General features: G+C 66.5%; 21 protein-coding genes. 11 read left to right on the top strand and 10 right to left on the bottom strand.

Features of this window, described 5'->3' with window-relative positions:
* Positions 1-104: 104 nt before the first annotated feature.
* From BTO02_RS15800 to BTO02_RS15810, 3 genes are all read left to right on the top strand, one after another.
* Positions 105-1,952 (top strand): tetratricopeptide repeat protein, encoded by a 1,848-nt coding sequence (locus tag BTO02_RS15800; protein ID WP_075157830.1) that lies wholly within the window; start codon positions 105-107, stop codon positions 1,950-1,952.
* 257 nt (positions 1,953-2,209) lie between these two features.
* Positions 2,210-2,776 carry a GNAT family N-acetyltransferase gene (locus BTO02_RS15805; RefSeq protein WP_075157831.1) on the top strand — a complete coding sequence of 189 codons (567 nt, stop codon included), beginning with the start codon at positions 2,210-2,212 and terminating at the stop codon, positions 2,774-2,776.
* Between the two features lie 181 nt (positions 2,777-2,957).
* Positions 2,958-4,250 (top strand): hypothetical protein, encoded by a 1,293-nt coding sequence (locus BTO02_RS15810; protein ID WP_075157832.1) that lies wholly within the window; start codon positions 2,958-2,960, stop codon positions 4,248-4,250.
* 143 nt (positions 4,251-4,393) lie between these two features.
* On the opposite strand, the gene BTO02_RS15815 is transcribed toward BTO02_RS15810, so the two are convergent.
* From BTO02_RS15815 to BTO02_RS15825, 3 genes are all read right to left on the bottom strand, one after another.
* On the bottom strand, positions 4,394-5,095 hold the full coding sequence (locus BTO02_RS15815) for a DUF2968 domain-containing protein (RefSeq protein WP_075158912.1): 702 nt from the start codon (positions 5,093-5,095) through the stop codon (positions 4,394-4,396).
* Positions 5,096-5,393: 298 nt separating this feature from the next.
* Positions 5,394-7,010 (bottom strand): gamma-glutamyl-gamma-aminobutyrate hydrolase family protein, encoded by a 1,617-nt coding sequence (locus BTO02_RS15820; protein WP_075157833.1) that lies wholly within the window; start codon positions 7,008-7,010, stop codon positions 5,394-5,396.
* A gap of 184 nt (positions 7,011-7,194) precedes the next feature.
* On the bottom strand, positions 7,195-8,952 hold the full coding sequence (locus BTO02_RS15825) for a cation:proton antiporter (RefSeq protein WP_075157834.1): 1,758 nt from the start codon (positions 8,950-8,952) through the stop codon (positions 7,195-7,197).
* 160 nt (positions 8,953-9,112) lie between these two features.
* Here BTO02_RS15825 and BTO02_RS15830 point away from each other — a divergent pair, with 160 nt between their 5' ends.
* The 7 genes from BTO02_RS15830 to guaD all read left to right on the top strand — a co-directional run bounded on the left by BTO02_RS15830 (position 9,113) and on the right by guaD (position 19,335).
* Entirely contained in the window at positions 9,113-10,489 is a 1,377-nt protein-coding gene (locus BTO02_RS15830; protein WP_075157835.1) for an amidase, read from the top strand.
* Between the two features lie 262 nt (positions 10,490-10,751).
* Positions 10,752-11,258: a disulfide bond formation protein B gene (locus tag BTO02_RS15835; protein ID WP_075157836.1), complete on the top strand. Its 507-nt coding sequence runs from the start codon at positions 10,752-10,754 to the stop codon at positions 11,256-11,258.
* A 368-nt stretch (positions 11,259-11,626) separates the two neighbouring features.
* Positions 11,627-13,162: a xanthine dehydrogenase small subunit gene (xdhA, locus tag BTO02_RS15840; RefSeq protein WP_075157837.1), complete on the top strand. Its 1,536-nt coding sequence runs from the start codon at positions 11,627-11,629 to the stop codon at positions 13,160-13,162.
* Positions 13,163-15,610, top strand: coding sequence for a xanthine dehydrogenase molybdopterin binding subunit (gene xdhB, locus BTO02_RS15845; RefSeq protein ID WP_075157838.1), 2,448 nt, complete (start codon positions 13,163-13,165; stop codon positions 15,608-15,610).
* Positions 15,611-15,805: 195 nt separating this feature from the next.
* A complete protein-coding gene (xdhC, locus tag BTO02_RS15850; RefSeq protein ID WP_075158913.1) occupies positions 15,806-16,819 on the top strand; it encodes a xanthine dehydrogenase accessory protein XdhC in 1,014 nt (337 codons plus the stop codon).
* Between the two features lie 78 nt (positions 16,820-16,897).
* Positions 16,898-17,947 carry an adenosine deaminase gene (locus BTO02_RS15855; RefSeq protein ID WP_075157839.1) on the top strand — a complete coding sequence of 350 codons (1,050 nt, stop codon included), beginning with the start codon at positions 16,898-16,900 and terminating at the stop codon, positions 17,945-17,947.
* Positions 17,948-17,997: 50 nt separating this feature from the next.
* Positions 17,998-19,335, top strand: a complete 1,338-nt coding sequence (gene guaD / locus BTO02_RS15860) for a guanine deaminase (RefSeq protein WP_075157840.1) — start codon at positions 17,998-18,000, stop codon at positions 19,333-19,335.
* 24 nt (positions 19,336-19,359) lie between these two features.
* On the opposite strand, the gene BTO02_RS15865 is transcribed toward guaD, so the two are convergent.
* Positions 19,360-20,610, bottom strand: a complete 1,251-nt coding sequence (locus BTO02_RS15865) for an NAD(P)/FAD-dependent oxidoreductase (RefSeq protein ID WP_075157841.1) — start codon at positions 20,608-20,610, stop codon at positions 19,360-19,362.
* A 130-nt stretch (positions 20,611-20,740) separates the two neighbouring features.
* Here BTO02_RS15865 and BTO02_RS15870 point away from each other — a divergent pair, with 130 nt between their 5' ends.
* Positions 20,741-21,487, top strand: a complete 747-nt coding sequence (locus BTO02_RS15870) for a class I SAM-dependent methyltransferase (protein WP_075157842.1) — start codon at positions 20,741-20,743, stop codon at positions 21,485-21,487.
* 116 nt (positions 21,488-21,603) lie between these two features.
* On the opposite strand, the gene BTO02_RS15875 is transcribed toward BTO02_RS15870, so the two are convergent.
* From BTO02_RS15875 to BTO02_RS15900, 6 genes are all read right to left on the bottom strand, one after another.
* A complete protein-coding gene (locus tag BTO02_RS15875) occupies positions 21,604-22,020 on the bottom strand; it encodes an excinuclease ABC subunit A (RefSeq protein ID WP_198039255.1) in 417 nt (138 codons plus the stop codon).
* A 71-nt stretch (positions 22,021-22,091) separates the two neighbouring features.
* Positions 22,092-22,520, bottom strand: a complete 429-nt coding sequence (locus BTO02_RS15880) for a signal peptidase (RefSeq protein WP_075157843.1) — start codon at positions 22,518-22,520, stop codon at positions 22,092-22,094.
* Between the two features lie 51 nt (positions 22,521-22,571).
* Complete coding sequence (locus tag BTO02_RS15885) at positions 22,572-23,852, bottom strand: beta-ketoacyl synthase N-terminal-like domain-containing protein (protein ID WP_075157844.1); 1,281 nt, start codon at positions 23,850-23,852, stop codon at positions 22,572-22,574.
* Positions 23,849-25,075, bottom strand: coding sequence for a beta-ketoacyl-ACP synthase (locus BTO02_RS15890; RefSeq protein ID WP_075157845.1), 1,227 nt, complete (start codon positions 25,073-25,075; stop codon positions 23,849-23,851). The genes BTO02_RS15885 and BTO02_RS15890 overlap by 4 nt, the downstream gene beginning before the upstream one ends.
* Complete coding sequence (locus BTO02_RS15895) at positions 25,075-25,800, bottom strand: 3-ketoacyl-ACP reductase FabG2 (RefSeq protein WP_075157846.1); 726 nt, start codon at positions 25,798-25,800, stop codon at positions 25,075-25,077. Before BTO02_RS15895 ends, BTO02_RS15890 begins: the two co-directional genes overlap by 1 nt.
* Positions 25,797-26,357, bottom strand: coding sequence for a hotdog family protein (locus BTO02_RS15900; RefSeq protein WP_156883837.1), 561 nt, complete (start codon positions 26,355-26,357; stop codon positions 25,797-25,799). Before BTO02_RS15900 ends, BTO02_RS15895 begins: the two co-directional genes overlap by 4 nt.
* Positions 26,358-26,374 lie beyond the last annotated feature (17 nt).

Below are 26,374 nucleotides of genomic sequence, written 5' to 3' on the forward strand. Positions count from 1 at the left end.
ACACATTCATATGTTACATGCAACAGTATCTTCGGTCAATTGCGGTGGCGCTTTCCGAGTGTGGGAAAATGCGCCATTTGCCTGCACAAACCGCTTTACCCGTCATGCATCCAGTTTTCGACCGCGCGTTCGCGGCGCATCGTGACGGCCGCCTCGACGACGCCGAAGAAGGTTACCGCGCGACGCTCGAAGTCGATCCCGTTCACGTCGACGCACTGCATCTGCTCGGCGTGCTGCGCCACCAGCAAGGGCAACACGCCGAAGCCGCCGCGCTCGTCAAGCGCGCCGCCGACCTGCGCCCGCAGGATGCCGCGCTGCAACTGAATCTCGGCAACGCGCTGAAGGCGCTCGGGCAACTCGACGACGCGATCGAGCGCTTTCGCAATGCGCTGACGCTCGCGCCGTCGTTTCCCATGGCGCACTACAACCTCGGCAATGCGTATGCGGCGGCCGGCCGTCACGAAGACGCGGCCGACGCGTTTCGCCGCTCGCTCGACCTGCAGCCGAACGACCCGTCGTCGCACAACAACCTCGGCAACGCATTGCATGCGCTGGGCCAGCACGAGGAAGCGATCGACTCGTTTCGCCGCGCACTCGAATTGCGGCCCGGCCATGCGGGTGCACACAACAATCTCGGCATGGCGTTCAACGCGCTCGACGAAACCGAACAGGCGATCGCGCAGTTCCGCGCGGCGCTCGCCGTCGAGCCGCGCTTTGTTGCCGCGCACTTCAATCTCGGCAACACGCTGCACGCTATGGGCCGCTTCGACGAAGCGGCCGCCGCGTTCGAAGCCGTGCTCGCGCTGCAGCCACATCTGCCGCCGGCGCTGTTCGGCCTCGGCAACGCGCTCGCCGCATCGGGACGCCACGCCGATGCGCTGCCGCGCTTCGAACGCGCGATCGGCTTCGACCCGAAATTCGCGCTCGCGTGGCTCGGACTCGGCACCGCGCATCAGGCGCTCGGTGCGTACGCGGCGGCGCTGCGCGCCTTCGACGAAGCGCTGCGACTGCGACCCGATCTCGGCCTTGCGCATCTGCATCGCGCGGTCTCGCATCTGACGCTCGGGAACTTCGAGCGCGGCTTGCCCGAGTACGAATGGCGGCTCGAATCGGCCACGTCGGGCGGCCCGATGCTGCCGCGCTGGCGCGGCGAGCCCGCCGATACGCGCACGCTTTTCGTCCACGCCGAACAGGGTTTCGGCGACACGCTGCAGTTCGTGCGCTTCGTCCCGCTCGCGGCCGCGCGGGCAGCGCGCGTCGTACTGGAAGTTCAGCCCCAGCTCGTGCCGTTGATTGCGGCTGCCGCGCAGCAATGGGGTGTCCAGCTGATCGCGCAAGGCACGCCGCGGCCGCGCGCCGATCTGCAGATTCCGCTGCTAAGCCTGCCGCTCGCGCTCGGCACGACCTTCGACACGATTCCCGCGCGCACGCCCTACCTTGCCGCGGCGCCGGCATACCGGCGCAAATGGCGCGGTTCGCTCGGCGGACACGCGAAGCGCAAGATCGGTCTCGCGTGGTCAGGGCGCATCCAGAAGCAGGAAAACCGCGCGATGCCGCTGGCGGCGCTCGAGCCGTTATTCGCGCTCGACGGCATCGACTGGATCGTGCTTCAGCCCGAACTCGCCGAAGCGGAACGCGCGGCGCTCGCCGCACATCCGCGCGCGAAGTCGATTCACTGTTTCGGCGAGCGCATCGGCGATTTTGCCGATACCGCCGCGGTCGTCGAGCGGCTCGACGCCGTGGTCTCGGTCGATACGGCGATTGCGCATCTGACGGGTGCACTGCGCAAGCCGCTGTGGTTGATGCTGCCGTTCTCGGCGGACTGGCGCTGGTTCACGGGCGATACGCACAGCCCGTGGTATCCGGGCGCGCAGCTCGTGCGGCAACCGCGTCCCGGCGCATGGGACGAAGTCGTCGCGGCAGTTGCGCTCGCGCTGCGCGACGACGCGTAGCGACTCCCGGCAGCGCCGGCGTGCGGTATCTGCGTCCGGCGCGCACATGCAACATGCAACCGGCGGCACGCGGCGAGACGAAGCAGCAATCGGTCAATGCCCTGCCCGCGCAATAGTCCGCCAACCGCAGCGCTCGCAACGGACGTACGCGAAGCTGGCGGCGACGCAGCGCGGCCCATAGAATCGTTCTACGCACGCCCGCGCTCGCACGATCCTCGTAGTCGAATGTATTGCAAACTTCCGCCCGATCCGCCTCGATGTATTCCACCTCTTCACTTTCGTTGCGCGCGGCGAGTGCTGCCGACGCCGATCTGATCGCTTCGATTCACGCAGCCAGTTGGCAGGCGTCTCACCGCGGGTTAGTGCCCGAAGCGTTCCTCGACAGCGAAGTCGTTCGCGAACGCGCGACCTATTGGCACGCGCGGATCGCGGCGCCCGGCGCGGAGCGGCGCCTCATGCTGATCGCGGAACGCCGCGCCCAGCCGATCGCGTTCGCCTGCGTCGAACGCCAGCCGGGTTCGACGTGGGGCGCGCTGCTCGACAATCTCCATGCGTTGCCGGCGCATCAACGCACCGGGGCCGGCAGCCTGCTCATGCATGCGGTCGAGGACTGGGCGCGCGAGCACGGCGAAACGCAGCTATGCCTCTACGTGCTCGAGGGCAACGCCGCGGCGATCCGCTTCTACGAACGGCGCGGCTGGCGGCTGTCGGGGGCCGAGCCCGATCGCGTGGGCGGAGCCGATATCACGATGCTGCGATATCTGTATCGACTCGGCGACGTCCCGCGAAATCGCGCAATCGATCGCCCCGCGCTGCCGTTCTGATCCCCACCCGTTTTAGGACTCGTCTGATCGAGCACGCGAAGCTGCCACGGCATCATCACGCCACTCGCCGGTTTTTTTGAGACACAGTCGATCCCAAGAAAGCCGGCACGCGTGTCCAGCCAGCGCTCGTCCTTCTCCGGCACGGCCACGCATCTCTTCTCAGATGGAGGCTTGCCGAGCAATGTCGACGAATATCCCTTTCACGCTGGTCGAAGGCGCAGTGGCACTGCCGCCGCTGCGTCCGCTAGGCCCGCTTTCTCAAACCCTCGGGCTCGAATGGGCGCTGCTGCCGCCTAACGTCAGCTTGCGTGTCGAACTGAAGGCGCTTTATGCGGCGATGTTGCGCACGTTTTGCCTGTCGTCGCAGGCGATCCGTTCGATGTGCCGATGGGAGCCGCTGAGTGCGCAGAACGACGCAAGCGATGCAGGGCTTGCGACAGCGGCCGGCGCCTTGTCGCAGCGCGACAGCGCAGCGGCTACGGTGCATGCGTCGTCGCAGGCCGCCGGCGTTGCGGGTTCGTTTGCCGCGACGGCGGGCGTAAAGCCCGGCGCCCGCCCTCTGCCCCACACGCCGCGCCGCGCATCGAATCTGAAAGCAGGCAGCGCGGTGGCGATCGGCGGCGCGGCCATGCTTGCGTGGATCGTGCTCGATCATCCGCATCGTGAGTATGGCAACCGCGCAACGCCCGCGGCAATTGGACCGGCATCGTCGCGCGCGGCGCAGCACGCCGAACCGTCGAAGACGGTTGCGATCGCGAGCGTCGATCAAGCTGGACACGCGGGCTCGGGAGGCAACCCTTCAACTGATCTCAACAGGTCCGCGAACGTCGAAGTAACGCGCGTGGTCCAGGCCGCAACCGTCACGAATCCGCAGCCGGTCGCGTCGCCGCAAGTCGTAGTCGCGTCGCAACCGCCTTCGTCCGGGGTCGTGCAGGCGGCCACACCGGCATCGGGCACGGCGACCGTCGCAAGCGGCGAGCGCCCGATAACGCAGAATGTCGCCGTCAAAGCGGTTACGGCGCCCGCGAGCACGACGTCGATCGCACCGGTCGCCGTCACGTCGGCCGAAGCGGCGTCGCGTCAAGCCGCAACCGTTGCAGCGCGTCGCAGCAGTACCGCGGCGGCGACCTCGAACGCAACGACGACAGCTGCGACCTGGAGCGCTCGCCACGCCGCAGCGTCGGCTGAAACGACCGTGAGCCGCGCCGCATCGGCGAGCGCAAAGCCATCGGCCGCCGGCAACTATTCGCCGTTTGCGCCGTCTGCAACTGTCGATGGCGAGTACGAATCGGTGACAGCGTCCGCCCGCACCTTCAGCAGCGACAGTCCATACGGCACCACCACCGCAAACAACGCAGTACAGCAGCGTACGCAAGCGATGCCGCGCAGCAATGTAGACCCAAACGACACATCATGGATGGGCCGCCTGTCGCAGCGGCGCGTGACCGAAGTTCCGGAGCTGTTCTCCCAGTGAGCTTCGTTCGAGGCTTCCCGCTTTTCCAACCTCGGGCGCACGCAATAACCAACCTATACGCGCGCTCTCGTTAGCCCCATAGCAAACAGCCCGGTACGCGACGCGCACCGGGCTGTTTGCATTCCAGCGCTTCGATCCGACGCTCACTCCCGCGCCGCAGGCAACCCCGCCTCGGTTTGTTGCTGCAGTTGCTGAATCTGCTGCTGCAGCTGACGCAACTGCGCTCGCGCTTTGTCCTTCTCGTCGCGCAACGCGAGCGCATCGCCCTGCGCCTCGCGCTGATATTCGGACACCTTCGCCTGCTGGTCCCGTGCAACATTGAGGTCCGCCTGCAGCCGCTTTGCGCGATCTTCGGACAGGCCGATCATCCGTTCGATATACGACTTTTGTGCCTGCAGCTTCGCGCGACGGATTTCGACGTCGGCGAGTTGCTGCGTCTGACGGGCGAAGCTGCCGTAGATTTCCTCGGCACGCGCGTCGTCCTGCAGCTTGATCACGCGCCAGAAATGCTTGTCCTGAAACAATGCGACGTAGTAGGTCAGCTCGCGCGGATAGAAAAACAGCGATGCGCCGTATCCGCCGTTGTAGGTCGTGCGCAACTCGTTCAACGACGCGCCTTGTATGAGCCGCGTCAATTCGGCGACGTCGCCCTGCGTGACGGGACCGGTGGCGTAAACGGAGTTCGCACTGCCATTGACCGCGGCCTGCGCGGCAAGTGACGCCGCCGGTGACGCGCCGCGCGCCGCGAGCGGCAACAACGCGGCCTGCACGTCGATTGCGCCCGAGCTCGCCGGCTCTGCCTGCGCGGCGGCTGAGGCGCACGCCCAATCGCATTGCAGCACCATGCTGCCGGCTGCGAACAGCACGATGCGCCGAATTGATAAGGGGTACTTCTTCACTGCATGCTCCATGCGATTCCAGAAACAGCTGCGGATTATCGCGCGGATTGGCAGCGAAACGACGAGGCGAGTCGGGACTTTAAATTGAGATAAAACAATGCGTTAGAGATGCAGCCGCGACGCAACCGGACTGCCGCCGCGGCTCAACCGCGTCTCGACCGCCGACGCGTAACCGGGACACCGCCGGGACATCCGTCGGCACGCCCGCGCGACCGCTCGGCGGCCGCGCGTATCGCAAAAACAATCAGAAGCGCGTTTCCCGTGCGACGCGCAGAAACGTATCGAGCAGCGGCGTGCAATCGAGCAGCTCGGCGCCGCCCGCGCGGTGAAACTCCGGATGCCATTGCACGCCGACCACGAACGGCGCGCGCCGGTAGCGCACCGCCTCGATGATGCCGTCTTCGGCCGACACCGCCTCGATATTGAGGTCGCGTCCCAGCACGTTGACCGCCTGGTGGTGAATCGAATTGACGATCGCTTCGCGCCGGCCGGGGAACATATTCGCGAGCGTCGAGCCGTCGGGGAAATGCACGGCGTGCCGGTGCTGGTCGTATTGTTCGTTCACGTGCACGCCGGCGGTCGGCACGTCGGTTGCGATATCCTGGTACAGCGTGCCGCCGAACGCGACGTTAATGAGCTGGCAGCCGCGGCACACGCCAAGCACGGGCTTGCCCGATTCGACGAACTCGTGCAGCAGCTCGAGCTCGTACATGTCGCGCACGCGGTCGCCGGGCCACTCGGGGCGCATCCCGGCTTCCGCGTACGATTGCGGCGACACGTCCGCGCCGCCTTGCAGCAGCAGGCCGTCGAGATTCTTCGCGTAGTCGCGCAGACGGATATTGCTCGGGTGAAGCATGCCCTGATGGCCGACGGTCGGGATCATGAAGACGAGCACGTCGCGCGACATCACCCAATGCGCGATCGATTCCTCGAGATACTGGAGCGTCTTGCCGCGCAGCCCTCGCGCGCCCGGTTCCGGGTGGAAAAGCCGCGCCGACACGCCGATACGCAGCGTGCGCTGCGTAATGCGCTGGCCCGCGCGATCGAAAATCTGCCGCGCGCGCGCAGCGAGTACGCGGCCGAATACCGACCACGCGGAATCGCTGCGCTTCAGATACGCAGGCTGGTTCGGCGGAATCGCCCCCGGCGGCGGCGGATGATAGGCGCCGAAATCGGGCGCCGCGCCGAAGCCGGGCGGCGGCGCACCGGGCGCGCCAGCTTCGCGCGCGACGCTGCTTGCGGCTGCCGCCTCGGCGGCAATCTGGGCACTCGATGCGGCCGCCGCGGCCTGCACACTCGCGGCATCGGCGGCGGCAGCGGCCGCGGCGGCGTCGCGTGCCGAGGGATGCGGAGCCAGTTGTGCGCTGGTGTCGGGAGTTGCCGGCGCGCTCACCGGCGAACCTACCTGAGGACTCGCTGCGGGACGACTCGCCGCGGGCTTCGCCGGTTCACCTGCAACGGCCGACCGTTGTCCCCGCATCGGCGCCGCACGCTCGACGCTCGGCGCGCTCGGCGCGCTCGACGTATTGGCGGCCGCACGGCCCTGATAGATCCCCGCCGTTTGCTGCGCGTCCTCGCGATGCACATCCGAACCGGCCCGTGGCGGCGTGCCCGTAGGCGAAGACCCGGACGCAGCCGGAGCCGCGCCGTCGGGCGTGATATTCGATGCGCTTTCGGGGGAATCGGTAGCTGCGGCTTCTTTGGCCGCGGGCGGGGTGGACGCTGCCGGAGTTGCTTCGGGCTTCGAACCGGCTTGCGGCCCCGACTCTACACGGGGCTTGGCTGCGCTCGACGTGGATTCAGCAGTGGCAGCGGATGGCGTACCGGAGGGTCCGGCGTTATCTGGCGTATTTTCGCTCATGACGATGTGTCAGGCGCGCTTCGATGCGCGAACGAAATGAACATGGTTCGATTATCCGCCAGCGTTCGATGACGGGCAAACCGGCACACAATTCGTCACATCCGCTCACACTGATGTTCACATAGCGTTACATCGCGTCACGCCGCTGCGACCCCGCATGCGGCACATCGACGTAAGCACAACGTCATGGATCGGGCCGCTCGTCGAGCGTCTCGCGCAACGCGATCTGCATCGATGCATGAATGCGCACGAACCAGCGCCAAAGCGCCGTGACGAGCAGCGCAGCGCAGACGAGCACGACGATCAGCAACCCCGTGGGCGGCAGGATCGTGCCCGACAGCGCGGCAACGAGCAGGAATACCCCGACCATCGACACCACCGGCACGAGATCCGAAATCGCATAGCGCAGCGCGCGCGTCAGAAGGCCAGCCTTCGCCGGCTGCACGCTGACTTCGGCCAGCAATAGCGCGAGCGACTTCGTCTTGCGGTAGACCGCGACGAGAAACGGCATCGATATCACGAGCGCCGCGCTCCACAGCACGACGCGCTGGATCGCTTCAGCCGGAATCCAGCCCGCCAGCAGTCTGCTCGCGAACGGCGCGCCATACGAAGCGCCGAGAAAGATCGCCACGACGAGCGCCAGATTGACCGAGATCTGCAAGATGATCCGCCGCGTCAGACTGAAGAGAGTGGGTTCGCCGTTCGTCGGCCCGAGGCTGCCGAGCCACTGACCATACAGTCCGAACATGTTCGCGACCGCCTTCGGCATCGCCTCGCCGACGCGCCGCGACAACGGATCGGCGGCGCGGATCAGATAGGGCGTGAAGAGCGTCGTCAGCGCCGACACGGCCACCGCGATCGGATACAGAAACGCGCTCGTCACCTTGAGCGTGAGCCCAAGCGACGCGATGATGAACGAGAATTCGCCGATCTGCGACACCGTCATGCCGACGCGCATCGCCGTGCGCCCGTCCTTGCCCGCGAGAAAGGTGCCGAGCCCGCACGACACGATCTTGCCGACGATCACCGCGACCGTGATCACCGCGATCGGCCATGCGTAGTCGACCAGCACGGCCGGGTTCAGCATCAGGCCGATCGTGACGAAGAAGATCGCGGAAAATGCGTCGCGCAATGGTGCGATCAGATGTTCGATGCGATGCAGATGGCGCGACTCGGCCATGATCGCGCCGATCAGAAACGCGCCGAGCGCGATGCTGTAGTCGAGCTTGACGACGAGCAGACAGAACGCGAAACAGAAGCCGAGCACCGACACCAGCAGCATCTCGTCGCTCTTCGAGCGCGCCACGTAATTGAGCGCGCGCGGTACGACGAGAATGCCGATCACGAGCGACACCGTCATGAACAGCAGCAGCTTGCCGAGCGTGACGAGCGCGACGCCGGCCGACAGCTCGCCGGTCTGCGCGATGCCCGACAGCAGCACGAGCATCGCGATGCCGAGGATGTCTTCGACGATCAGAATGCCGAACACGAGCTGCGCGAAGCGCTCGCGCTTGAGGCCGAGTTCGGAGAGTGCCTTCACGATGATCGTGGTCGACGAGATCGCGAGGATCGCGCCGAGAAAAAGCGCATCCATCGACGACCAGCCGAAGGCGCGGCCGATCTCGTAGCCGATCCACAGCATCAGCACGATTTCGGAGAGCGCGGCGACGATCGCCGTCGCGCCGACGCGAAACAGCTTGCGCAGGCTGAACTCGAGGCCGAGCGAAAACATCAGGAAGACGACACCGAGTTCCCCGAGCGTCTGAATGGTCTGCTGATCGTGAATCAGCTGAAACGGCGGCGTATAAGGGCCGATGATCACGCCGGCTGCGATATAACCGAGCACCACCGGCTGCTTCAGGCGATGGAACAGTACGGTGACGACGCCGGCCAACGCCATCACGACCGCCAGATCCTGAATGAAGCCGATACCATGATGCATAGCCGCAACCCTTACAGAAAGTAAACTTTGAGTGGCGATGGTATCGCACAAATTATTAACCGCGCGCGATCGTCAATCGACCGGCGGTCGTTTTAATGGACAGGTCACAATAAGGGCCGTTCAGCCACTCCATCGCGATTCCTCCTCCGCGCTTCCAGCCATGACCACTGAATTCACGCCCTTCCCGCCGCTCGCCCAACTCGCCGCCGATCTCGCCGCCGGCCGCACGACGAGCCGCGCCCTGATCGAAACCGCGCTCGAACGAATCGCCGACCCGGCCGGCCAGGGCGCAACCGTATTCGTCGACGTCGATGCAGCAGGCGCGCGCGCCGCCGCCGATGCGCACGACCGGCTGCGCGCGGCCGGCACCGTGCTGTCGCCGCTCGCGGGCATCCCGGTCTCGATCAAGGACCTGTTCGACATCGAAGGCGAGCGCACGCGCGCCGGCTCCCGCGCGCTCGCCGATGCGCCGCCGGCGCACGCCGACGCGGTCAGCGTCGCGCGCCTCAAGCGCGCGGGCGCGGTTCTGGTCGGCCGCACCAACATGAGCGAATTCGCGTTTTCGGCAGTCGGCCTGAACCCGCACTTCGGCAATCCGCTGTCGCCGTACCGGCGCGACGTGAAAGGCGACGAACGCGTGTCGGGCGGATCGTCGTCGGGCGCGGCGGCCTCGGTGGCGGACGGCATGGCGGCCGTCGCGCTCGGCACCGATACCGGCGGTTCGATCCGTGTGCCCGCATCGTTCTGCGGGCTGACCGGCTTCAAGCCGACCGCCGCGCGCGTGCCGCGCGAGGGCGGCGTGCCGCTCTCCACCACGCTCGATTCGTTCGGCCCGATCGGCGTGTCGGTCGCATGCTGCGCGCTCGTCGACCGGATGCTCGCCGGGCTCGAACCGGTCGTTCCGGCCGCCCGGCCGCTCGAGGGCGTCCGGCTCGGCGTGCTGACGAACTATGTCAACGAGGGGCTCGACGCCGAAGTCGAAGCGGCAATCGACGCCGCGCTCAAGCACCTCGAAGCGGCCGGCGCGATCGTCTCGGAAGTGCGCTTCGCGGCGCTCGACCGCCTGCCCGAGATCAACCGCATCGGCTTTTCGTCGATGGAGGCGTATGCGTGGCACCGGCCGCTGCTCGAGCGGCACCGCGACGTATACGACCCGCGCGTGCTGTTCAGGATCATGAAAGGCGAGGCCGCGAGCGCGGCGGACTATCTCGACCTGCTCGCCGAACGGACTGCGATGATCGCCGAGGCGCGCACGCTGTGGCAGCGCTTCGACGCGCTCGTCGCGCCGACCACGCCGATGGTGCCGCCGCGCGTCGCCGATGCGATGCGCGACGACGAGACGTTCTTCAGCATCAACGGCCGCATTCTGCGCAACCCGAGCGCGTTCAACTTTCTCGACGCATGCGCGTTGTCGCTGCCGTGCCATCCGCGCGGGTCGGCGCCGGTCGGGTTGATGCTCGCGGGCGCGCCGTATGCCGACGACGCGCTGCTCGCGCTGGGGCGCGGGGTCGAGGCGGTGTTGAACACGATCCGCTGACGGGCCGTCGCGCGACGTGCCGCCCGCGCCGGACAAGCGGGCGCGGCGGGCGTTTGCCGGTCGCCGGTCGCCGGCCGCGCTGTCACGGCGGCGCCGCGATGCGAGCCCCGCCGACGGCGCCGCCGCGGCCCGCGGCCCGCGCATGGCCGCGCATGGCCGCCCCGCGGATCGGCAGGCGTCACGGTGTTCGCGCTAGAATCGCGGCACCTGTCCCGGTCGCACATCAGGCTTCCTGCCGGGATCCACGCAACGCTACCGACCTATGTACAACGACAACGCCCTGCTGCGCCGCGAGCGCAACCTGTTGGTCCTGCTTGCCCTGATCTGCGTCGCGCTGGTGGGCGGCGCACTGTATCTGCAGTTCGTCGAGCATCAGGACCCGTGCCCGCTGTGCATCATCCAGCGCTATTTCTATCTGCTGATTGCGATCTTCGCATTCCTCGGCGCACGGCTGCGCGGCTGGCGCGGCGTGCGTCTGCTCGAAGTGCTCGCGCTGCTGTCGGCCGCCGGCGGTATCGTGACGGCCGCCCGGCACGTCTATATCCAGGCGCATCCGGGCTTCAGCTGCGGGTTCGATGCGCTGCAGCCGATCGTCGATGGCTTGCCGCCCGCGCGCTGGCTGCCGTCGGTCTTCAAGGTCGCGGGCCTGTGCGAAACGCCGTATCCGCCGATCCTCGGCATTTCACTGCCCGGCTGGTCGCTGATCGGGTTCGTGCTGGCATTCCTCGCGCTTGCCATCAGTCTGTGGCGCCACCGGCGCGCCGGGTGAAATGCGCCCCCCGGCACCGCCGGCCCGGGCAGTCGTCTCTTTCCGATGCGCGAACACGCCCGTGTTCGCGTAAACACCTGGCCGTGCGCCTCGCCGGCGCCGCGCGCCGCCGGCCTTTCGCATACTGGCCGGACAGCCTTGCGCAGCACGGCTTCCGGCGGTTTCCCGCCGGTTCTCGCGCACGCTCGAGGGAACCATGACCGGGCACGCATGGCCGCACATGAATAGCCTTCATCACCGTCGAGGAATATTTTCGAGACGAGGTGGTGCTATCTTCGCAACAAGGATGGCGATCTACGTGCGCGAGCCCGGCCAATGCGGGCCCATGCGTAACGCGCGCCCGGTCCGCAATGTCTTTCGGATTTGCCATGACAAAGCACACCATCCGCTTCTACCGCCAGGGCGCCGTGCACGAGGTGCGCGACGTGCCCCCGACACGCACGGTGCTTCAGCATCTGCGTGAGGATCTGCGCTGCACCGGCACGAAAGAAGGCTGCGCCGAAGGAGACTGCGGCGCATGCACGGTCGTGATCGGCGAACGCGGCGCGCATGGCGCGCTCGAGCTGAAGGCCGTCAACGCGTGCATCCAGTTGCTGCCGACGCTCGACGGCCGCGCGCTGTTCACCGTCGAAGACCTGCGCGCCGCCGACGGCGCGCTGCACCCGGTCCAGCAGGCCCTGCTCGACTGTCACGGCTCGCAATGCGGCTTCTGCACGCCGGGCTTCGTGATGTCGATGTGGGCGCTCTACGAGAACCAGCCGGCCGATGCAGGCTTGCCGACGCGCGAGGCGATCAGCGCGGCGCTCTCGGGCAACCTGTGCCGCTGCACCGGCTACCGGCCGATCGTCGAAGCGACGCAAAAGATGTTCGACTATCCGCGCGTCGCGCTCGACCGCGCCGCGCTCACGCGCGCGCTCGAGTCGATCCAACGCGACGGGACCTTCGAATACTCGGGCCCCGACGCGCGCGGCGCCGGCTTCGGCACGCCGACGTTCTACGCGCCGCTGAGCGTCGCTGCGTTCGCCGAACTGCGCGCGCGGCATCCGCACGCGCGCATCGTCGCGGGCAGCACCGACGTCGGCTTATGGGTGACCAAGCAGTTTCGCGATCTCGGCGATCTGCTGTTCATCGGCAACGTCGCCGCGCTGAAGACGATCGAACGCGATGCGCAAACGCTGACGATCGGCGCCGCCGCGTCGCTCGAAACGGCTTATGCGGCGCTGGCCGTCGATTATCCGGAACTCGCGGAACTGTGGGCGCGCTTCGCGTCGTTGCCGATCCGCAATGCCGGCACGCTTGGCGGCAACGTCGCGAACGGGTCGCCGATTGGCGATTCGATGCCCGCGCTGCTCGCACTCGATGCGCAGGTCGTCTTGCAGCGCGAGTCGAATATTCGAACGTTACCGCTCGACACGTTCTATACCGGTTACCAGAAGACGGCGCTCGAAGCGGGCGAATTCGTCGCGGCGATCCGCGTACCGCGCCCTGCGACCGATCTGCGCTTTCGCACCTACAAGGTGTCGAAGCGCTACGACCAGGATATTTCCGCGGTATGCGGCGCCTTCGCGCTGCACATCGCGGATGGCGTGGTCGCGCAGGCGCGCATCGCGTTCGGCGGCATGGCCGCGACGCCGCAGCGCGCGCGGCACGCCGAGGCCGCGCTGACCGGCGCCGCGTGGGACGAAGCGGCCGCGCACCGCGCGATGGATGCGCTTGCCGCCGACTACGAGCCGCTCACCGATATGCGCGCATCGAGCGGCTACCGCCTCAAGGTCGCACGCAATTCGTTGTGGCGCTTCCATCTGGAGACGCGCGACGATGCACCGCTGCCGCTCGTCGACGTCAGTGCGTTCGCATACGGCGCACAGTTCGACGCAAACGCGGCGACGAAGGAGGTTCTGTAAATGGACCAGGCCACGCGCGCCCCCGCCACCGGCGAAACCGCGATCGGCGTTGCGCTGCCGCATGAATCGGCCGCGCTGCACGTCAGCGGCGAAGCGACTTACACCGACGACATTCCCGAACTGAACGGCACCTTGCACGCGGCACTCGGCCTGTCGCGCCATGCGCATGCGCGCATCGTGTCGCTCGATCTCGAGGCCGTGAAAAACGCGCCCGGCGTCGTCGCCGTGCTCACCGCCGACGACATTCCCGGCGAAAACAACTGCGGCCCCGTCGTCCACGACGACCCGATCCTCGCCGACGGCGAAGTGCTGTACCTCGGCCAGCCGGTCTTCGTCGTGATCGCGACGAGCCACGACCTCGCGCGCCGCGCGGCCGCGCTCGCGAAAAGCGACGATGTCGTGCGCTACGAACCGCTCGAAGCGATCCTGACGGCTGCGCAAGCGAAGGCGAAAAAGCAGTTCGTGCTGCCGCCGCTGCATCTGAAGCGCGGCGCGCCCGCCGAAAAAATCGCGGCCGCGCCGCACCGGCTCACAGGCACATTCGAAGTCGGCGGCCAGGAACAGTTCTATCTCGAAGGACAGATCGCGTACGCGCTGCCGAAAGAGATGGACGGCATGCACGTCTACAGCTCGACGCAGCATCCGACCGAAATGCAGCTCGTGGTCGCGCATATGCTCGGCTGGCCCGCGCATAGCGTGGTCTGCGAATGCCGGCGCATGGGCGGCGGCTTCGGCGGCAAGGAATCGCAATCGGCGATTTTCGCGTGCATCGCGGCGCTCGCCGCGCATCGGCTGCGCCGCCCGGTCAAGCTGCGCGCCGACCGCGACGACGACTTCATGATCACCGGCAAGCGCCACGACGCGGTCTACGAATACGAAGCCGGCTTCGACGATCAGGGCCGCATCCTCGGCGCGCGCGTCGATATCGCGCTGCGCGCGGGCTTTTCGGCGGACCTCTCGGGCGCCGTTGCGACACGCGCGCTGTGCCACTTCGATAACGCGTACTACCTGTCCGACGTCGAAATCGTCTCGTTGGCCTGCAGGACCAACACGCAGTCGAACACCGCGTTTCGCGGCTTTGGCGGGCCGCAAGGCGCGCTCGTGATGGAAGTGCTGCTCGACGATATCGCGCGCCGGCTCGGGCTCGATCCGCTCGACGTGCGCCGCGCGAATTTCTACGGCATCGGCGAGCGCGACGTGACGCCGTACGGACAGCACGTCGAAGACAATATCGTCGAGCCGCTCGTCGACGAACTCGTCGCCTCGAGCGGCTACCGCGCGCGGCGCGCCGCGCTCGCCGAACTGAATGCGCGCAGCCCGGTGCTCAAGCGCGGCATCGCGCTGACGCCGGTCAAGTTCGGTATTTCGTTTAACGTGCCGTTCCTCAATCAGGCCGGCGCGCTCGTGCATGTCTACAAGGACGGCTCGGTGCTCGTCAATCACGGCGGCACCGAAATGGGCCAGGGGCTCAACACGAAAGTGGCGCAGGTGGTGGCCAACGAGTTCGGCCTGCCGCTGTCGCAGGTGCGCGTGAGCGCGACCGATACGTCGAAGGTCGCGAATACCTCGGCGACTGCCGCGTCGACCGGCAGCGATATCAACGGCAAGGCCGCCGAAGATGCGGCACGCAAGATACGCGAACGACTCGCCGCAGTCGCCGCGAAACTGCTGGGTGGCGATGCGCAAAGCGTGAGGTTCGCGCGCGGTCACGTCGACGCGAACGGCGCCTCGATGCCGTTCGCGCAGCTCGTCAACGCGGCGTACCTCGCACGCGTGCAGCTGTGGTCCGACGGTTTCTACGCGACGCCGAAAGTACACTGGGATGCAAAGACGCTGACCGGCCATCCGTTCTACTACTTCGCGTACGGCGCGGCGGTGTCGGAGGTGGTAATCGACACGCTGACCGGCGAATGGAAGCTGCTGCGTGCGGACCTGCTGCATGATGCGGGCCGCTCGATCAATCCCGCGATCGATATCGGCCAGATCGAAGGCGGTTTTATTCAGGGCATGGGCTGGCTCACGACCGAAGAGCTCTGGTGGAATCGCGACGGACGCCTGATGACACACGCGCCATCGACGTACAAGATTCCGGCGCTCAGCGATACGCCCGCTGCCCTCAACGTGCGACTCTACCGAAACGAGAACGCGGAACCGACGATATTCCGTTCGAAGGCGGTCGGCGAGCCACCGTTATTGCTGTCGTTTTCGGTGCTGCTTGCGATTCGCGATGCGATTGCCGCGGCGGCCGGCGCCGCGCACGGCGAGACACGCGAAGCCCCGCCGCTGCGCGCGCCCGCGACGCCCGAAGCGATCCTCGATGCGCTCGACGCAATGCATGTGGACGCAACGAACGCGGCGCGCCAGAGTCGAAACAGCGAACCGGCAGTGACGAAATCGCCCGTTGCACGAGCGGCCGCAACCGCACGAACCGGGACCCCGGATCGATAGCGCCGTGTAACCGCGTCGTTGCGATACGGATCGTCGCGGGCGCCGCGACCCGAATTGCAACGCACCGATTGCAACGTGCAGCGCAACAGACATTGCGGCACCCGAAGCATCATGCGCCACGCGCCGCGAGCGTGCAGCGCACCGATCAACCGGGCCGCGGCCACACCGCCGCGGCCTCGCATGGAGAACAGCCGAATGCATGCGTGGCTAACCGACCTGCAGCACCTGCTCGCGCACGGCGACGCCGTCGTGCTCGTCACGGTCGCACGCGCCGAAGGCTCGGCGCCGCGCGAAGCCGGCACGAAGATGATCGTCACGCGCGAAGCGGCAAGACACACGATCGGCGGCGGGCATCTCGAATGGAAGGCGATCGAGACCGCGCGCCAGGTGCTGCGCGACGGCATGCGCACGCCGAATACACGGCGCCTCGAACGCTTCGCGCTCGGCCCGAGCCTCGGGCAATGCTGCGGCGGCGCGGTCGTGCTCGCTTTCGAGCGGCTCGACGTCGGCGATCTCGGCTGGGTCACGTCGCTTGCGAAACGGATCGCGGCGGGCCAGTCGACGGTGCGCAGCGTGTCGTTCGGCCCCGCACGCGATGCAGTCATGCTGTCGGACCCCGAGCCCGGCGTCGAAAGCGCCGATTGCCTGCTGTGGGACGGCGCGGGCTTCGACGACAGCGGCGCGCTGCTGACCGAAACCATCGCGCCGCGCGACTTCGCAGTCGTGCTGTTCGGCGCCGGCCACGTCGGCGCCGCGCTCGTGCGCGTGCTCGGCACGCTGCCGTGCCACGTGCGCTGGGTCGACGAACGCGACGCGCAATTCCCGCCGCCCGACACGCTGCAGGCCGACAACGTGACGATCGACGCGAACGACGCCCCCGACGAAGCCGTCGATCATGCCGCGCCGAACACCTACTTCATCGTGATGACGCACGACCATCAGCGCGATCTCGCGCTCGCCGAGCGCATTTTGCGGCGCGGCGACTTCGCGTTCTTCGGCATGATCGGCTCGCATTCGAAGCGCAAGCAGTTCGAACACCGGCTTGCCGCGCGCGGACTCGATCCTGCGCGCATTGCACGCATGCAGTGCCCGCTCGGCGTAGAAGGCATCGACGACAAGTCGCCGGAAATCATCGCGATTTCGGCCGCGGCGCAGGTGCTGCGCGCGGTCGAAGCGAACGCGCACGCCGCATCCGCGCAGACTGCGTGACCGGCACGCAGCACGGCACAAAGCACGGCAGCGAAGCACGGCATCAAACCAACCAGAAACCCACGAAGGGCCGCCCCTATGACGACAACCACCACCCCACGCACCGCGCTCGCCGAAAAGGTTGCACGCGCACCGAAAGCGGAATTGCACATCCATATCGAAGGATCGCTCGAGCCTGAACTGATTTTCCGGCTCGCGCAACGCAACGGCGTGAAGCTCGCTTACGAATCGATCGATGCGTTGCGCGCCGCGTACGCCTTCACCGACCTGCAGTCGTTTCTCGACATCTACTACGCCGGCGCGAGCGTGCTGTTGAAGGAAGAAGACTTCTACGACATGACGATGGCCTATGTGGAGCGCGCGCTCGCCGATCATGTCGTGCACGCCGAGATTTTTTTCGACCCGCAGACGCACACCGAACGCGGCGTGCCGATCGCGACCGTCGTGGCCGGCATCGAACGCGCGCTCGCAAACGCCGAACGCCGCGGCATGTCGAGCAAGCTGATTCTGTGCTTCCTGCGCCACCTGTCCGAAGACGAGGCGCTCGCCACCTTCGACGCCGCGCTGCCGCTGTTCGATCAGTACGCGCACCGGCTCATCGGCGTCGGGCTCGATTCTTCCGAGCGCGGCCATCCGCCGTCGAAGTTCGAGCGCGTGTTCGCGAAGGCTCGCGCCAAAGGACTCAAGCTCGTCGCGCATGCGGGCGAAGAAGGACCGCCGTCGTACATCTACGAAGCGCTCGATCTGTTGAAAGTCGATCGCGTCGATCACGGCGTGCGCTCCATCGAAGACCCGGCGCTCGTCGCGCGCCTCGCGGATGCGCGCGTCGCGCTGACGGTGTGCCCGCTGTCGAACCTCAAGCTCTGCGTATTCGACGATCTGACGAAGCACACGCTCAAGGATCTGCTCGATCACGGCGTCGCCGTGACCGTGAATTCGGACGACCCCGCTTACTTCGGCGGCTATGTGAACGAGAACTACCGCGCGACGATCGAGGCGCTCAAGCTCACCGACGACGAGGTCTATACGATTATCCGCAACGGCTTCGACGCATCGTTCGTCACACCGGGCGAGCGCGACGCGCTGATCGCGCAACTCGATGCGCACTGGCACGCGGCCGCGCACTGAACGCGCCGCATGGCATCGATCCCACAATACAGACGGAGACAAGTCCTGTCATGACTCAATCGGCTTTTCGCGCACAACTGCTGACGTTCAACGGCGATCCCGCGCAATCGTCCAATGCAGCGGTCTTCGATGAAGACGGCCTGCTGATCGTCGAAGACGGCCACGTGGTCGCGGCGGGCGCGTATGCGGCGACGGCGCCGCAACTCGCGCCCGGCACGCCCGTGCAAGAGATGCGCGACAAGCTGATCGTGCCGGGCTTTATCGACACGCACATTCACTATCCGCAAACGGACATGATCGCCTCGCCGGCGCCGGGGCTGCTGCCGTGGCTCGACAGCTACACGTTTCCGACCGAGCGCGGTTTCAAAGACCCGGCGGTCGCACGCGATACCGCGCGCTTTTTCGTCGACGAACTGCTCGCGTGCGGCACGACGACCGCGCTCGTCTACTGCACGGTGCACAAGGAGTCGGCCGACGCGCTTTTTGAGGAAAGCCATGCGCGCAATCTGCGGATGGCGGCCGGCAAGGTGCTGATGGACCGCCACTGCCCCGGGTTTTTGCGCGACACCGCGCAATCGGGCTACGACGGCAGCGCGGAACTGATCGGCCGCTGGCATAACAAAGGCCGCCAGATGTACGCGCTCACGCCGCGTTTCGCGCCGACCTCGACTGACGAACAGATGCGCGCGTGCGGCGAACTCGCGCGCCGGCATCCGGACGTGTTCATTCAAAGCCACGTCGCGGAGAACACCGACGAAGTGAAGTGGGTCGCCGAGCTGTTTCCCGGGCATCGCAGCTATCTCGACGTGTACGACCACTACGGGCTGCTGCGTCGCCGCGCGGTATACGGCCACTGCATCTACCTCGACGAAGCGGACCGCAAACGGATGGCCGCAACCGGCGCGATCGCGGCGCACTGCCCGACGTCGAACCTGTTTCTCGGCAGCGGCCTGTTCGATTTCGCGCAGGCCGACGCCGCCGGCATGCCGCTTACGCTTGCGACCGACGTCGGCGGCGGCACCTCGTTTTCGATGCTGCAAACGATGAACGAAGCGCACAAGGTTGCCGCCCTGTCGGGCTACTACCTGAGCGCCACGCGCATGTTCTGGCTCGCGACCGCGGGCGCTGCAGAAGCGCTCGATCTCGCGGGCCAGGTCGGCACGCTCAAGCCGCGCACCGAAGCGGATTTCGTCGTGCTCGACCCGCAAGCGACGCCGCTGCTCGCACGCCGCACGTCGCGCAGCAACACGCTCGAAGAACTGCTGTTCGCGTTCGCGCTGCTCGGCGACGATCGCGCGGTGGCCGAAACCTATGCGGCGGGGCAACGCGTGCATCGGCGCGGCGCCCCACGCGAGCATGCGGTGAGGAAAACGAAGATCGCCGCGTAAGCGGCGAGCCGCAACGCGGTGGCGCTAGCTCGCCATCGCGAGCACCGTCTGATGCAAGGTGTAGAGGCGCCGCACCGGGTCGGCAACATACGGGTTCGATTCGTCCCACGCATATCCGGCCAGCACCGCGCTGATCATGCGGCGGATCGACGGCGTCTGGTCTTCATAAAAGACGATGTCCTGCAGTTCACCCGTATACCAGCGCTCGACGAATGCACGGAACGTATCGATGCCTTTGCGCAACGGCCGGTCGTAGGCATCGTGCCAGTCGACCGTTGCGCCGTTCAGTTGCCGCACGAGCGTATGAACCGCGAGATGCGCCGAGCGCATCGCGATCGTCACACCCGATGAGAACACCGGGTCGAGGAACTCGCCCGCGTTGCCAAGCAGCGCATAGCCGGGGCCGTGCAGGCGTTCGACATTCGCCGCATAGCCGCCGATGCGGCGCACCGGCATCAGGAACGGCGCATCGCCGATCAACGCGGCGAGCGTCGGTTCCGCGCGCACGAGCGCGCGCAGCCGCGCGTCGCGCTCCGCCTCCGGCACATCGAGAAAACTCGCCTCGGCTACACAGCCAACCGAGACACGTGCGCCCGCGAGCGGAATCATCCAGTACCAGACATTGCGATGCTCGGGATGCACGGCGACGACAATCTTGTTGCGATCGTAGGTGCCGGGCGGATTCAGATCGCGTGCATGCGTGAAGATCGCAGCGCGCGTCGGCATACGCGTCGGCGCTTCGAGATTCAGAAGACGCGGCAGGACGCGCCCGAAACCGCTTGCGTCGAGCACAAAGCGCGCGGATACGCGATAGGCATGGCCCGCTTCATCGCTGACCTCAAGCACCGGTGCATCGCCGGTCTGCATGGCCAGCACGGTATGGCCGAAACGCACCTCGGCGCCCTGCCCGATCGCGCAGCGGATCAGAATATCGTCGAAAATCGCGCGTTCGACCTGATAGGTCGTGCCCCAGCCAGCCGTATGCTTATCGCGGAAATCGAACGCCGAGACGCGTTCGCCACGCACGAACTGCGCGCCGTTCTTGAACTGGAAGCCGGCTTCGACCACGGCTTGCAGCATGCCCGCCTCTTCGAGATACGCCATGCTTTGCGGCAGCAGGCTTTCACCGATCGAAAAGCGCGGGAAGTGCTCGCGCTCGAGCACGAGCACCGCATGACCCGCACGCCGCAGCAACGCAGCGGCGAGCGCCCCTGAAGGACCGGCGCCAATGATTGCGACGTCGGTGACGACTTCGTTTGTATTCCCGATATTCATCGTTTTTCTCTGTTCGTCGAATTTTCGCTGCGTTCACAACGATCTGCCGCGGCGCCCGGCCGGCGCCGCGATTACAATGACGCGCACTCGCACAATCAAACCTGCTTTCAGACCGACCACGGGGAACCCAATGTTGTCGTCCGACACTTCCAGCGTGCAGTACGTGCCCGAATCGGCGTTCGGCGTCTGGTTTCTGCGTACCCATACGTGGGAACACCATGTGCTGCGCGTTGCCATCAACGACCTGAAACGGCTGATCGACACACCGTTGCCCGAGCATCCGGTCATCGTCGATGCGGGCTGCGGACAGGGCATCTCGTTTCGTCTGCTCGCGCAAACGTTTCATCCGTCACGCATACTCGGCGTCGATTTCCACGAGCCGTCGCTCGAGCTCGCGGCCGCTGCTGCGCACGCGTGCCGTAACCGCCATCCCGCCACGCATATCGAGCTGCTGCACGGCGACTGCGCGGCGCTGCCGGCGCCCAACGAAAGCGCCGACATCGTGTTCTGTCATCAGACCTTCCATCACCTCGTCGAGCAGGAACACGCGCTCGCCGAATTCCACCGCGTGCTGAAGCCCGGCGGCGTGCTGCTGTTCGCCGAATCGACCGATGCATACATCAAATCGTGGGTAATCCGCCTGTTGTTTCGTCATCCGATGCATGTACAGAAAAGCGCGAATGGCTACCTCGACATGATCCGCAACGGCGGCTTCGCGTTCGCCGAACGCAACGTGTCGCTGCCTTACCTGTGGTGGAGCCGCGCGAAGGATTTCGGACTCTTCGAGCGGCTCGGGCTGCATCACCCGCGGCCCGGCAAGCGCAGGGAAACGCTCGTCAACGTCGCGGCAGTCAAGCGCGCCGATCAGGATCGCTGATCAAGTCCGCGTATCAAGACCGCGTATCAAGACCGCTCGCCAAGTCCACCTGACAGGCTGCCTTGCGGCAGCGCGACGAGCGCATCACGCACGGCGGCATGCCCCGGCCGCCCGCGTTACTTCCTGAGCGTCACGACGTCGCCTTTCAGCGCGACGCCCGCCACGACCGCACCTGCGCCGCAAGTGAAATCGGTCGCGCTCTCGTGCAGCTCGTTCTTGTAGTTGCTCTTGATATTGATCACCGCATTGCCGCCTTCCTTGCGCGCGCGTTCCTGCAGCTCGAGCACCGCCGAGAGGAATACGTGCTGACACGCGGCCTCGTCGCTCTTGCCGAACGCGTTGGTCTTCTTGTTGGTCGCGAATTCGCCGATCGTCTTCACCACCGACGGATGGCGCTGGCCCGCGAAGTACAGCGCAACGTCGTCGCCGACCTTGCCCGGTTCGCTTTTCAACGCCGCATCGATCGAAAAGGTTTCGACCGAATCGCGCGCGTACGCCTGCGACGTCGCGCCCGCGGCGCAGACGCCGGCCATTGCGACAACAACCAGTGCATGTTTCAACTGTTTTTTCAATTCGTGTTGCATGCCATTCTCCCGGTTGGGTTTCACTTCGAATCGAGCACGACCACATCGCCGCGCACGTTGATGGATGCCGCGCTCGTGCTAAGACCGCACGTGTACGCGGTATCGGATTCGGTTTCGGTGCTGTGAAAACGCGTCGTGATATTGATCACCGCGTTCGCCTGATGATCGTACGCGTAGGCGCGCAGCTTCTGCAGCGCCTCGGCGAGCGCCTGATTGCACGACTGCGCACGGTCGTCGCTGCGGCGGGCGATGCGCGCGGACTGCGTGCGCTCGCCAAGCGTGCGTTTCACTTGCGCATGCGGCTGTTTGCCGAAATAAAGCGCGACCTCGTTGCCCGGTGCGCCGCGGTCCGTTACCGGTGGCAGAGGCAACGATTCGATATGCGTTGCACAGCCGGCTTGCGTGAAAGTGACGACAGCCAGCACCCCGATCATGCTTTTGACTTTCATTGTTGTTGACCTCGTTCTATAAAAAATCAGCTGCTTCGCAGCATGGCCTTTTCAAGCCGCTTTCCAGGCGTCGAATACCAGACTCGCGCAACTGCCCCCGAACCCGAACGACACCGACATCACGCGCCCGAGCACTGCGTCGCGCGTGGCACGCACGAGCGGCATGCCTTCGACGCAAGGGTCCGCGCGATCGATCGGCGCGCTGCCTGCGATAAACCGGTCGCGCATCATCAGCAACGCGTAAATCGCTTCGTGCACGCCGCAGGCGCCAAGCGGATGCCCGGTGAATCCCTTCGTCGACGAAAACGGCGGTACGTCCTCGCCCCACACGTCCTGCAGCGCGCGCAGTTCCTCGAGGTCGCCCGACGGCGTCGACGGCCCGTGCGTGTTCACGTAGTCGGGCACGCCGATCCGACCCGTGGCCCCGGCGTCGGCGCTGGCATCGGCATCGGCATCGGCCAGTGCACTTCGCATCGCACGCGCGATGCCATGCGCGTGCGGCGTCACCATCCCCGCGCCGTCCGTGCATTGCCCAAAGCCGCTCAGCTCGCCATAAACGCGCGCGCCGCGCGCCAACGCGTGATCGAGCGATTCGAGCACAAGCACGCCGGCGCCCGATGCGATCACAAAACCGTCGCGTGCGACGTCGTACGGGCGCGAGGCACGCTCGGGCGCATCGTTCGAGCGGCGCGACAGCGCATGCATCGCGTCGAACAGCAACGTCATGTTGTCGTGCAGGCATTCGCTGCCCCCGGCGAGCACGATGTCCTGCGCGCCGCTGCGAATCAGCTGCAGCGCCTGCCCGATCGCAAGCGCCGATGTCGTGCACGCCGACGACGGCGAATACGTGACGCCTTCGACGCCGAACACTTGCGCGACGTTCGCGGATGCAGTGCTGCCCATCGCCTGCGGCACCGTGTACGGCGGCACCTTGTCGACACCGCGTGCGTGCGCGACCGACAGCGCCGCGTCGTACGCCGACATCGTACCGACACCGGAGCCGATCACGGCGCCCGCGCGCGGCGAACGCAGCGCATGCGCCGGCAATGCCGCGTCGTCGAGCGCCTTCTTCGCCGCATGGCACGCGAAACGCGCGGTGTCGCCCATGAAGCGCTCGAGTTTGCGATCGAACGGCGGCTCGTTTCCGACGCTCGCCACGCCGGCCACCTGGCTCGCGAAGCCACGCTCGCGCCACGCATCGACGCGCACGATGCCGCTCGTGCCGTCGCGCAACGCAGCGGACACGCGTTCGAGCGTATTGCCGAGACACGACACGATGCCCATGCCGGTCACGACGACGCGCGCCGGGCGGCGTTCGTACGCAGCGCTCATCGAACGCGCCTGAAGATCAGCGACGTATTGATGCCGCCGAATGCGAAGTTGTTGCTCATCACGTATTCGGCATCGATCTCGCGGCCTTCGCCCGTGATGTAGTCGAGCGGCGCGCAGGCCGGATCGACCTCGGTCAGGTTCAGCGTCGGTGCGAACCAGGTGCGGTTCATCATTTCGATCGTCCACCATGCCTCGAGCGCGCCGCACGCGCCGAGCGTATGGCCGACGTAGCTTTTCAACGAGCTGATCGGCATGCGCTCGCCGAATATCTGCGCGGTGGCCGCGCTTTCGGCGATGTCGCCACGATCGGTCGCGGTGCCATGTGCGTTCACGTAGGCGATCGCGTCGCGCGGCAATTGCGCGTCGTCGAGTGCGAGCTGCATCGCGCGCGCCATCGTCGGCGCGCTCGGCTGCGTCATATGCGCGCCGTCCGAATTGCAGCCGAAGCCGGCCAGTTCCGCGTAGATGCGCGCACCGCGCGCGCGTGCATGTTCGTATTCCTCGAGCACGAGCGTCGCCGCGCCTTCGCCGACCACGAGCCCGTCGCGCGCCGCGTCGAACGGGCGTGGCGTCAGATGCGCTTCGTCGTTGCGCGTGCTGGTCGCATAGAGCGTATCGAACACGGCCACGGCCGGCCCCGACAGTTCTTCCGCGCCGCCCGCGAGCATCAGCGTGGCCTTGCCGGTCGCAATCGTCTCGTACGCATAGCCGATTGCCTGGCTGCCCGACACGCACGCGGACGAGGTCGGCACGATGCGCCCCTTCAGATCCCAGAACAGGCTCACGTTGACAGCCGTCGTATGCGGCATCATCTGCACGTAGCTGTTCGACGTGACGTTCGTCATCGCGCCGGTTTCGAGCATCGTGCCGAACGCGCGTATCGGCTCGACCGAGCCCGACGACGAGCCGTATGCGACGCCCATGCGGCCGTCGGCAATCGACGCATCGTCGGCGAGGCCCGCGTCGGCAAGCGCGAGCTCGCTTGCACGCACCGCATAGAGCGACACCGGTCCCATCGCGCGGGTCTTCTTGCGCGGGTAATGGGCAGGCGTGGCAAAGCCGGGCAGCGGGCACGCAAGACGCGTATGCAGCGACTCGAAGCGGTCCCACGCGGCAATCCGCTGCACGGCGTTGCGGCCGCGTCTCAACGCCGCTTCGATCTCGTCCCAGCGGCTGCCGAATGCGGTCACGCCGCTCATGCCGGTAATGACGACGCGCTTCATCAGATCATCCCGCCATTGACACCGATCACCTGGCGCGTCACATACGAAGCCGCATCCGACATCAGGAAACTGACCACCGCCGCCACCTCGGCAGGCTGGCCGACACGGTTCATCGGCACGGTCTTGAGCGCATGCTCGACCGGCACTTCGTCGAGCATGCCGGTTTCGATGAGCCCCGGCGCGACGCAGTTGACCGTGATGGCGCGCGACGCGAGTTCGACCGCGAGCGCCTTCGTCGCGCCGATCAGGCCGGCCTTTGCCGCGCTGTAGTTAACCTGACCGCGATTGCCCATCACGCCGGACACCGACGCGATCGTGACGACGCGGCCGCCCTGCTTTGCGCGCACCATCGGCATCGTCAGCGGATGCACGACGTTGTAGAACGCGTCGAGCCCGGTTTCGATCACGATGTCCCAGTCTTCGTCGGTCAGCGCCGGGAATGCGGCATCGCGCGTCACCCCCGCGCTGCAAACAATGCCGTAATACGCGCCGTGCGCGGCCACATCCGCTTCGAGCACTTCGCGGCATGTCGCGCGCTCGCGCACATCGAATTGCAGCACGCGTGCGGACCCGCCCTGCGCGGCGATGCCGGCCGTCACCGCTTGCGCTTCGCTACGGCCGGTGCGGCATCCGACGGTGACGGCGAAGCCGTCCGCGGCCAGTTGATACGCAATGGCGCGGCCGATGCCGCGGCTTGCGCCGGTAATGAGAACACGCCGGCTCATGATCCGGAAATCCCCTCGATGAATGACTGAAAATCGGTCGGCTGGAACACCTTGATCACGGCCTGCGCGCAACGCGTGCCGTCGTGTTCGATCGTGCATTCGTATGCGCCGTGTCCTTCGGCGCTGCGCAGCACTTCCTTGACGTCGATGATGAGTTGCGCGCCGCGCGCGAAGGCCGGCACGCACGCGTCGTAGCTGCGCGAGCCGAGCAGCACGCCGGGCCGCGCGCGGCCGCCCGCGCGCATCGCGAGCAGCGACACATGCGCGGCGATCGCCTGCGCCATCAGCTCGATACCGATCCACGCGGGCATCGCGCCGGTGGCATCGGCATACCACGCATCGGCGCGCACGGTCGCGCGCGCGCTCAGCGCGTCATCGCTGCATGCGCTCACGCGGTCGACGAGCAGCATCGTGCCGCGATGCGGCAGGATTGCCTCGATCGGCTCGAAGATTTCCGCTTCGCGATCCGCGCGGGCCGGCGCGGCAAGCGATGCGCTCGCTTCGCTTTTTGCCTCGCCTGCCGCTTCGCGTACCGTTTCGTTGATTGCTTCGCTCATGGCTTGTTCATCGCCTT

It is taken from the genome of Paraburkholderia sp. SOS3 (assembly GCF_001922345.1).
Classification (GTDB): Bacteria; Pseudomonadota; Gammaproteobacteria; order Burkholderiales; family Burkholderiaceae; genus Paraburkholderia.

What these genes read in the sequence shown, in the direction of transcription:
- BTO02_RS15825 (WP_075157834.1), bottom strand. Translation starts at nt 8,952, where the DNA reads ATGCATCATGGTATCGGCTTCATTCAGGATCTGGCGGTCGTGATGGCG.
- BTO02_RS15875 (WP_198039255.1), bottom strand. Translation starts at nt 22,020, where the DNA reads ATGGCCGGCGTCTGCGCCGCGGGCGCGACGTCGCAGGCGTACGCGCGC.
- BTO02_RS15880 (WP_075157843.1), bottom strand. Translation starts at nt 22,520, where the DNA reads ATGAAAGTCAAAAGCATGATCGGGGTGCTGGCTGTCGTCACTTTCACG.
- BTO02_RS15870 (WP_075157842.1), top strand. Translation starts at nt 20,741, where the DNA reads ATGTTGTCGTCCGACACTTCCAGCGTGCAGTACGTGCCCGAATCGGCG.
- BTO02_RS15815 (WP_075158912.1), bottom strand. Translation starts at nt 5,095, where the DNA reads ATGGTGCTGCAATGCGATTGGGCGTGCGCCTCAGCCGCCGCGCAGGCA.
- BTO02_RS15835 (WP_075157836.1), top strand. Translation starts at nt 10,752, where the DNA reads ATGTACAACGACAACGCCCTGCTGCGCCGCGAGCGCAACCTGTTGGTC.
- xdhA (WP_075157837.1), top strand. Translation starts at nt 11,627, where the DNA reads ATGACAAAGCACACCATCCGCTTCTACCGCCAGGGCGCCGTGCACGAG.
- BTO02_RS15895 (WP_075157846.1), bottom strand. Translation starts at nt 25,800, where the DNA reads ATGAGCCGGCGTGTTCTCATTACCGGCGCAAGCCGCGGCATCGGCCGC.
- BTO02_RS15865 (WP_075157841.1), bottom strand. Translation starts at nt 20,610, where the DNA reads ATGAATATCGGGAATACAAACGAAGTCGTCACCGACGTCGCAATCATT.
- xdhB (WP_075157838.1), top strand. Translation starts at nt 13,163, where the DNA reads ATGGACCAGGCCACGCGCGCCCCCGCCACCGGCGAAACCGCGATCGGC.
- BTO02_RS15810 (WP_075157832.1), top strand. Translation starts at nt 2,958, where the DNA reads ATGTCGACGAATATCCCTTTCACGCTGGTCGAAGGCGCAGTGGCACTG.
- BTO02_RS15830 (WP_075157835.1), top strand. Translation starts at nt 9,113, where the DNA reads ATGACCACTGAATTCACGCCCTTCCCGCCGCTCGCCCAACTCGCCGCC.
- xdhC (WP_075158913.1), top strand. Translation starts at nt 15,806, where the DNA reads ATGCATGCGTGGCTAACCGACCTGCAGCACCTGCTCGCGCACGGCGAC.
- BTO02_RS15800 (WP_075157830.1), top strand. Translation starts at nt 105, where the DNA reads ATGCATCCAGTTTTCGACCGCGCGTTCGCGGCGCATCGTGACGGCCGC.
- BTO02_RS15855 (WP_075157839.1), top strand. Translation starts at nt 16,898, where the DNA reads ATGACGACAACCACCACCCCACGCACCGCGCTCGCCGAAAAGGTTGCA.
- BTO02_RS15805 (WP_075157831.1), top strand. Translation starts at nt 2,210, where the DNA reads ATGTATTCCACCTCTTCACTTTCGTTGCGCGCGGCGAGTGCTGCCGAC.
- BTO02_RS15820 (WP_075157833.1), bottom strand. Translation starts at nt 7,010, where the DNA reads ATGAGCGAAAATACGCCAGATAACGCCGGACCCTCCGGTACGCCATCC.
- BTO02_RS15900 (WP_156883837.1), bottom strand. Translation starts at nt 26,357, where the DNA reads ATGAGCGAAGCAATCAACGAAACGGTACGCGAAGCGGCAGGCGAGGCA.
- BTO02_RS15885 (WP_075157844.1), bottom strand. Translation starts at nt 23,852, where the DNA reads ATGAGCGCTGCGTACGAACGCCGCCCGGCGCGCGTCGTCGTGACCGGC.
- guaD (WP_075157840.1), top strand. Translation starts at nt 17,998, where the DNA reads ATGACTCAATCGGCTTTTCGCGCACAACTGCTGACGTTCAACGGCGAT.
- BTO02_RS15890 (WP_075157845.1), bottom strand. Translation starts at nt 25,075, where the DNA reads ATGAAGCGCGTCGTCATTACCGGCATGAGCGGCGTGACCGCATTCGGC.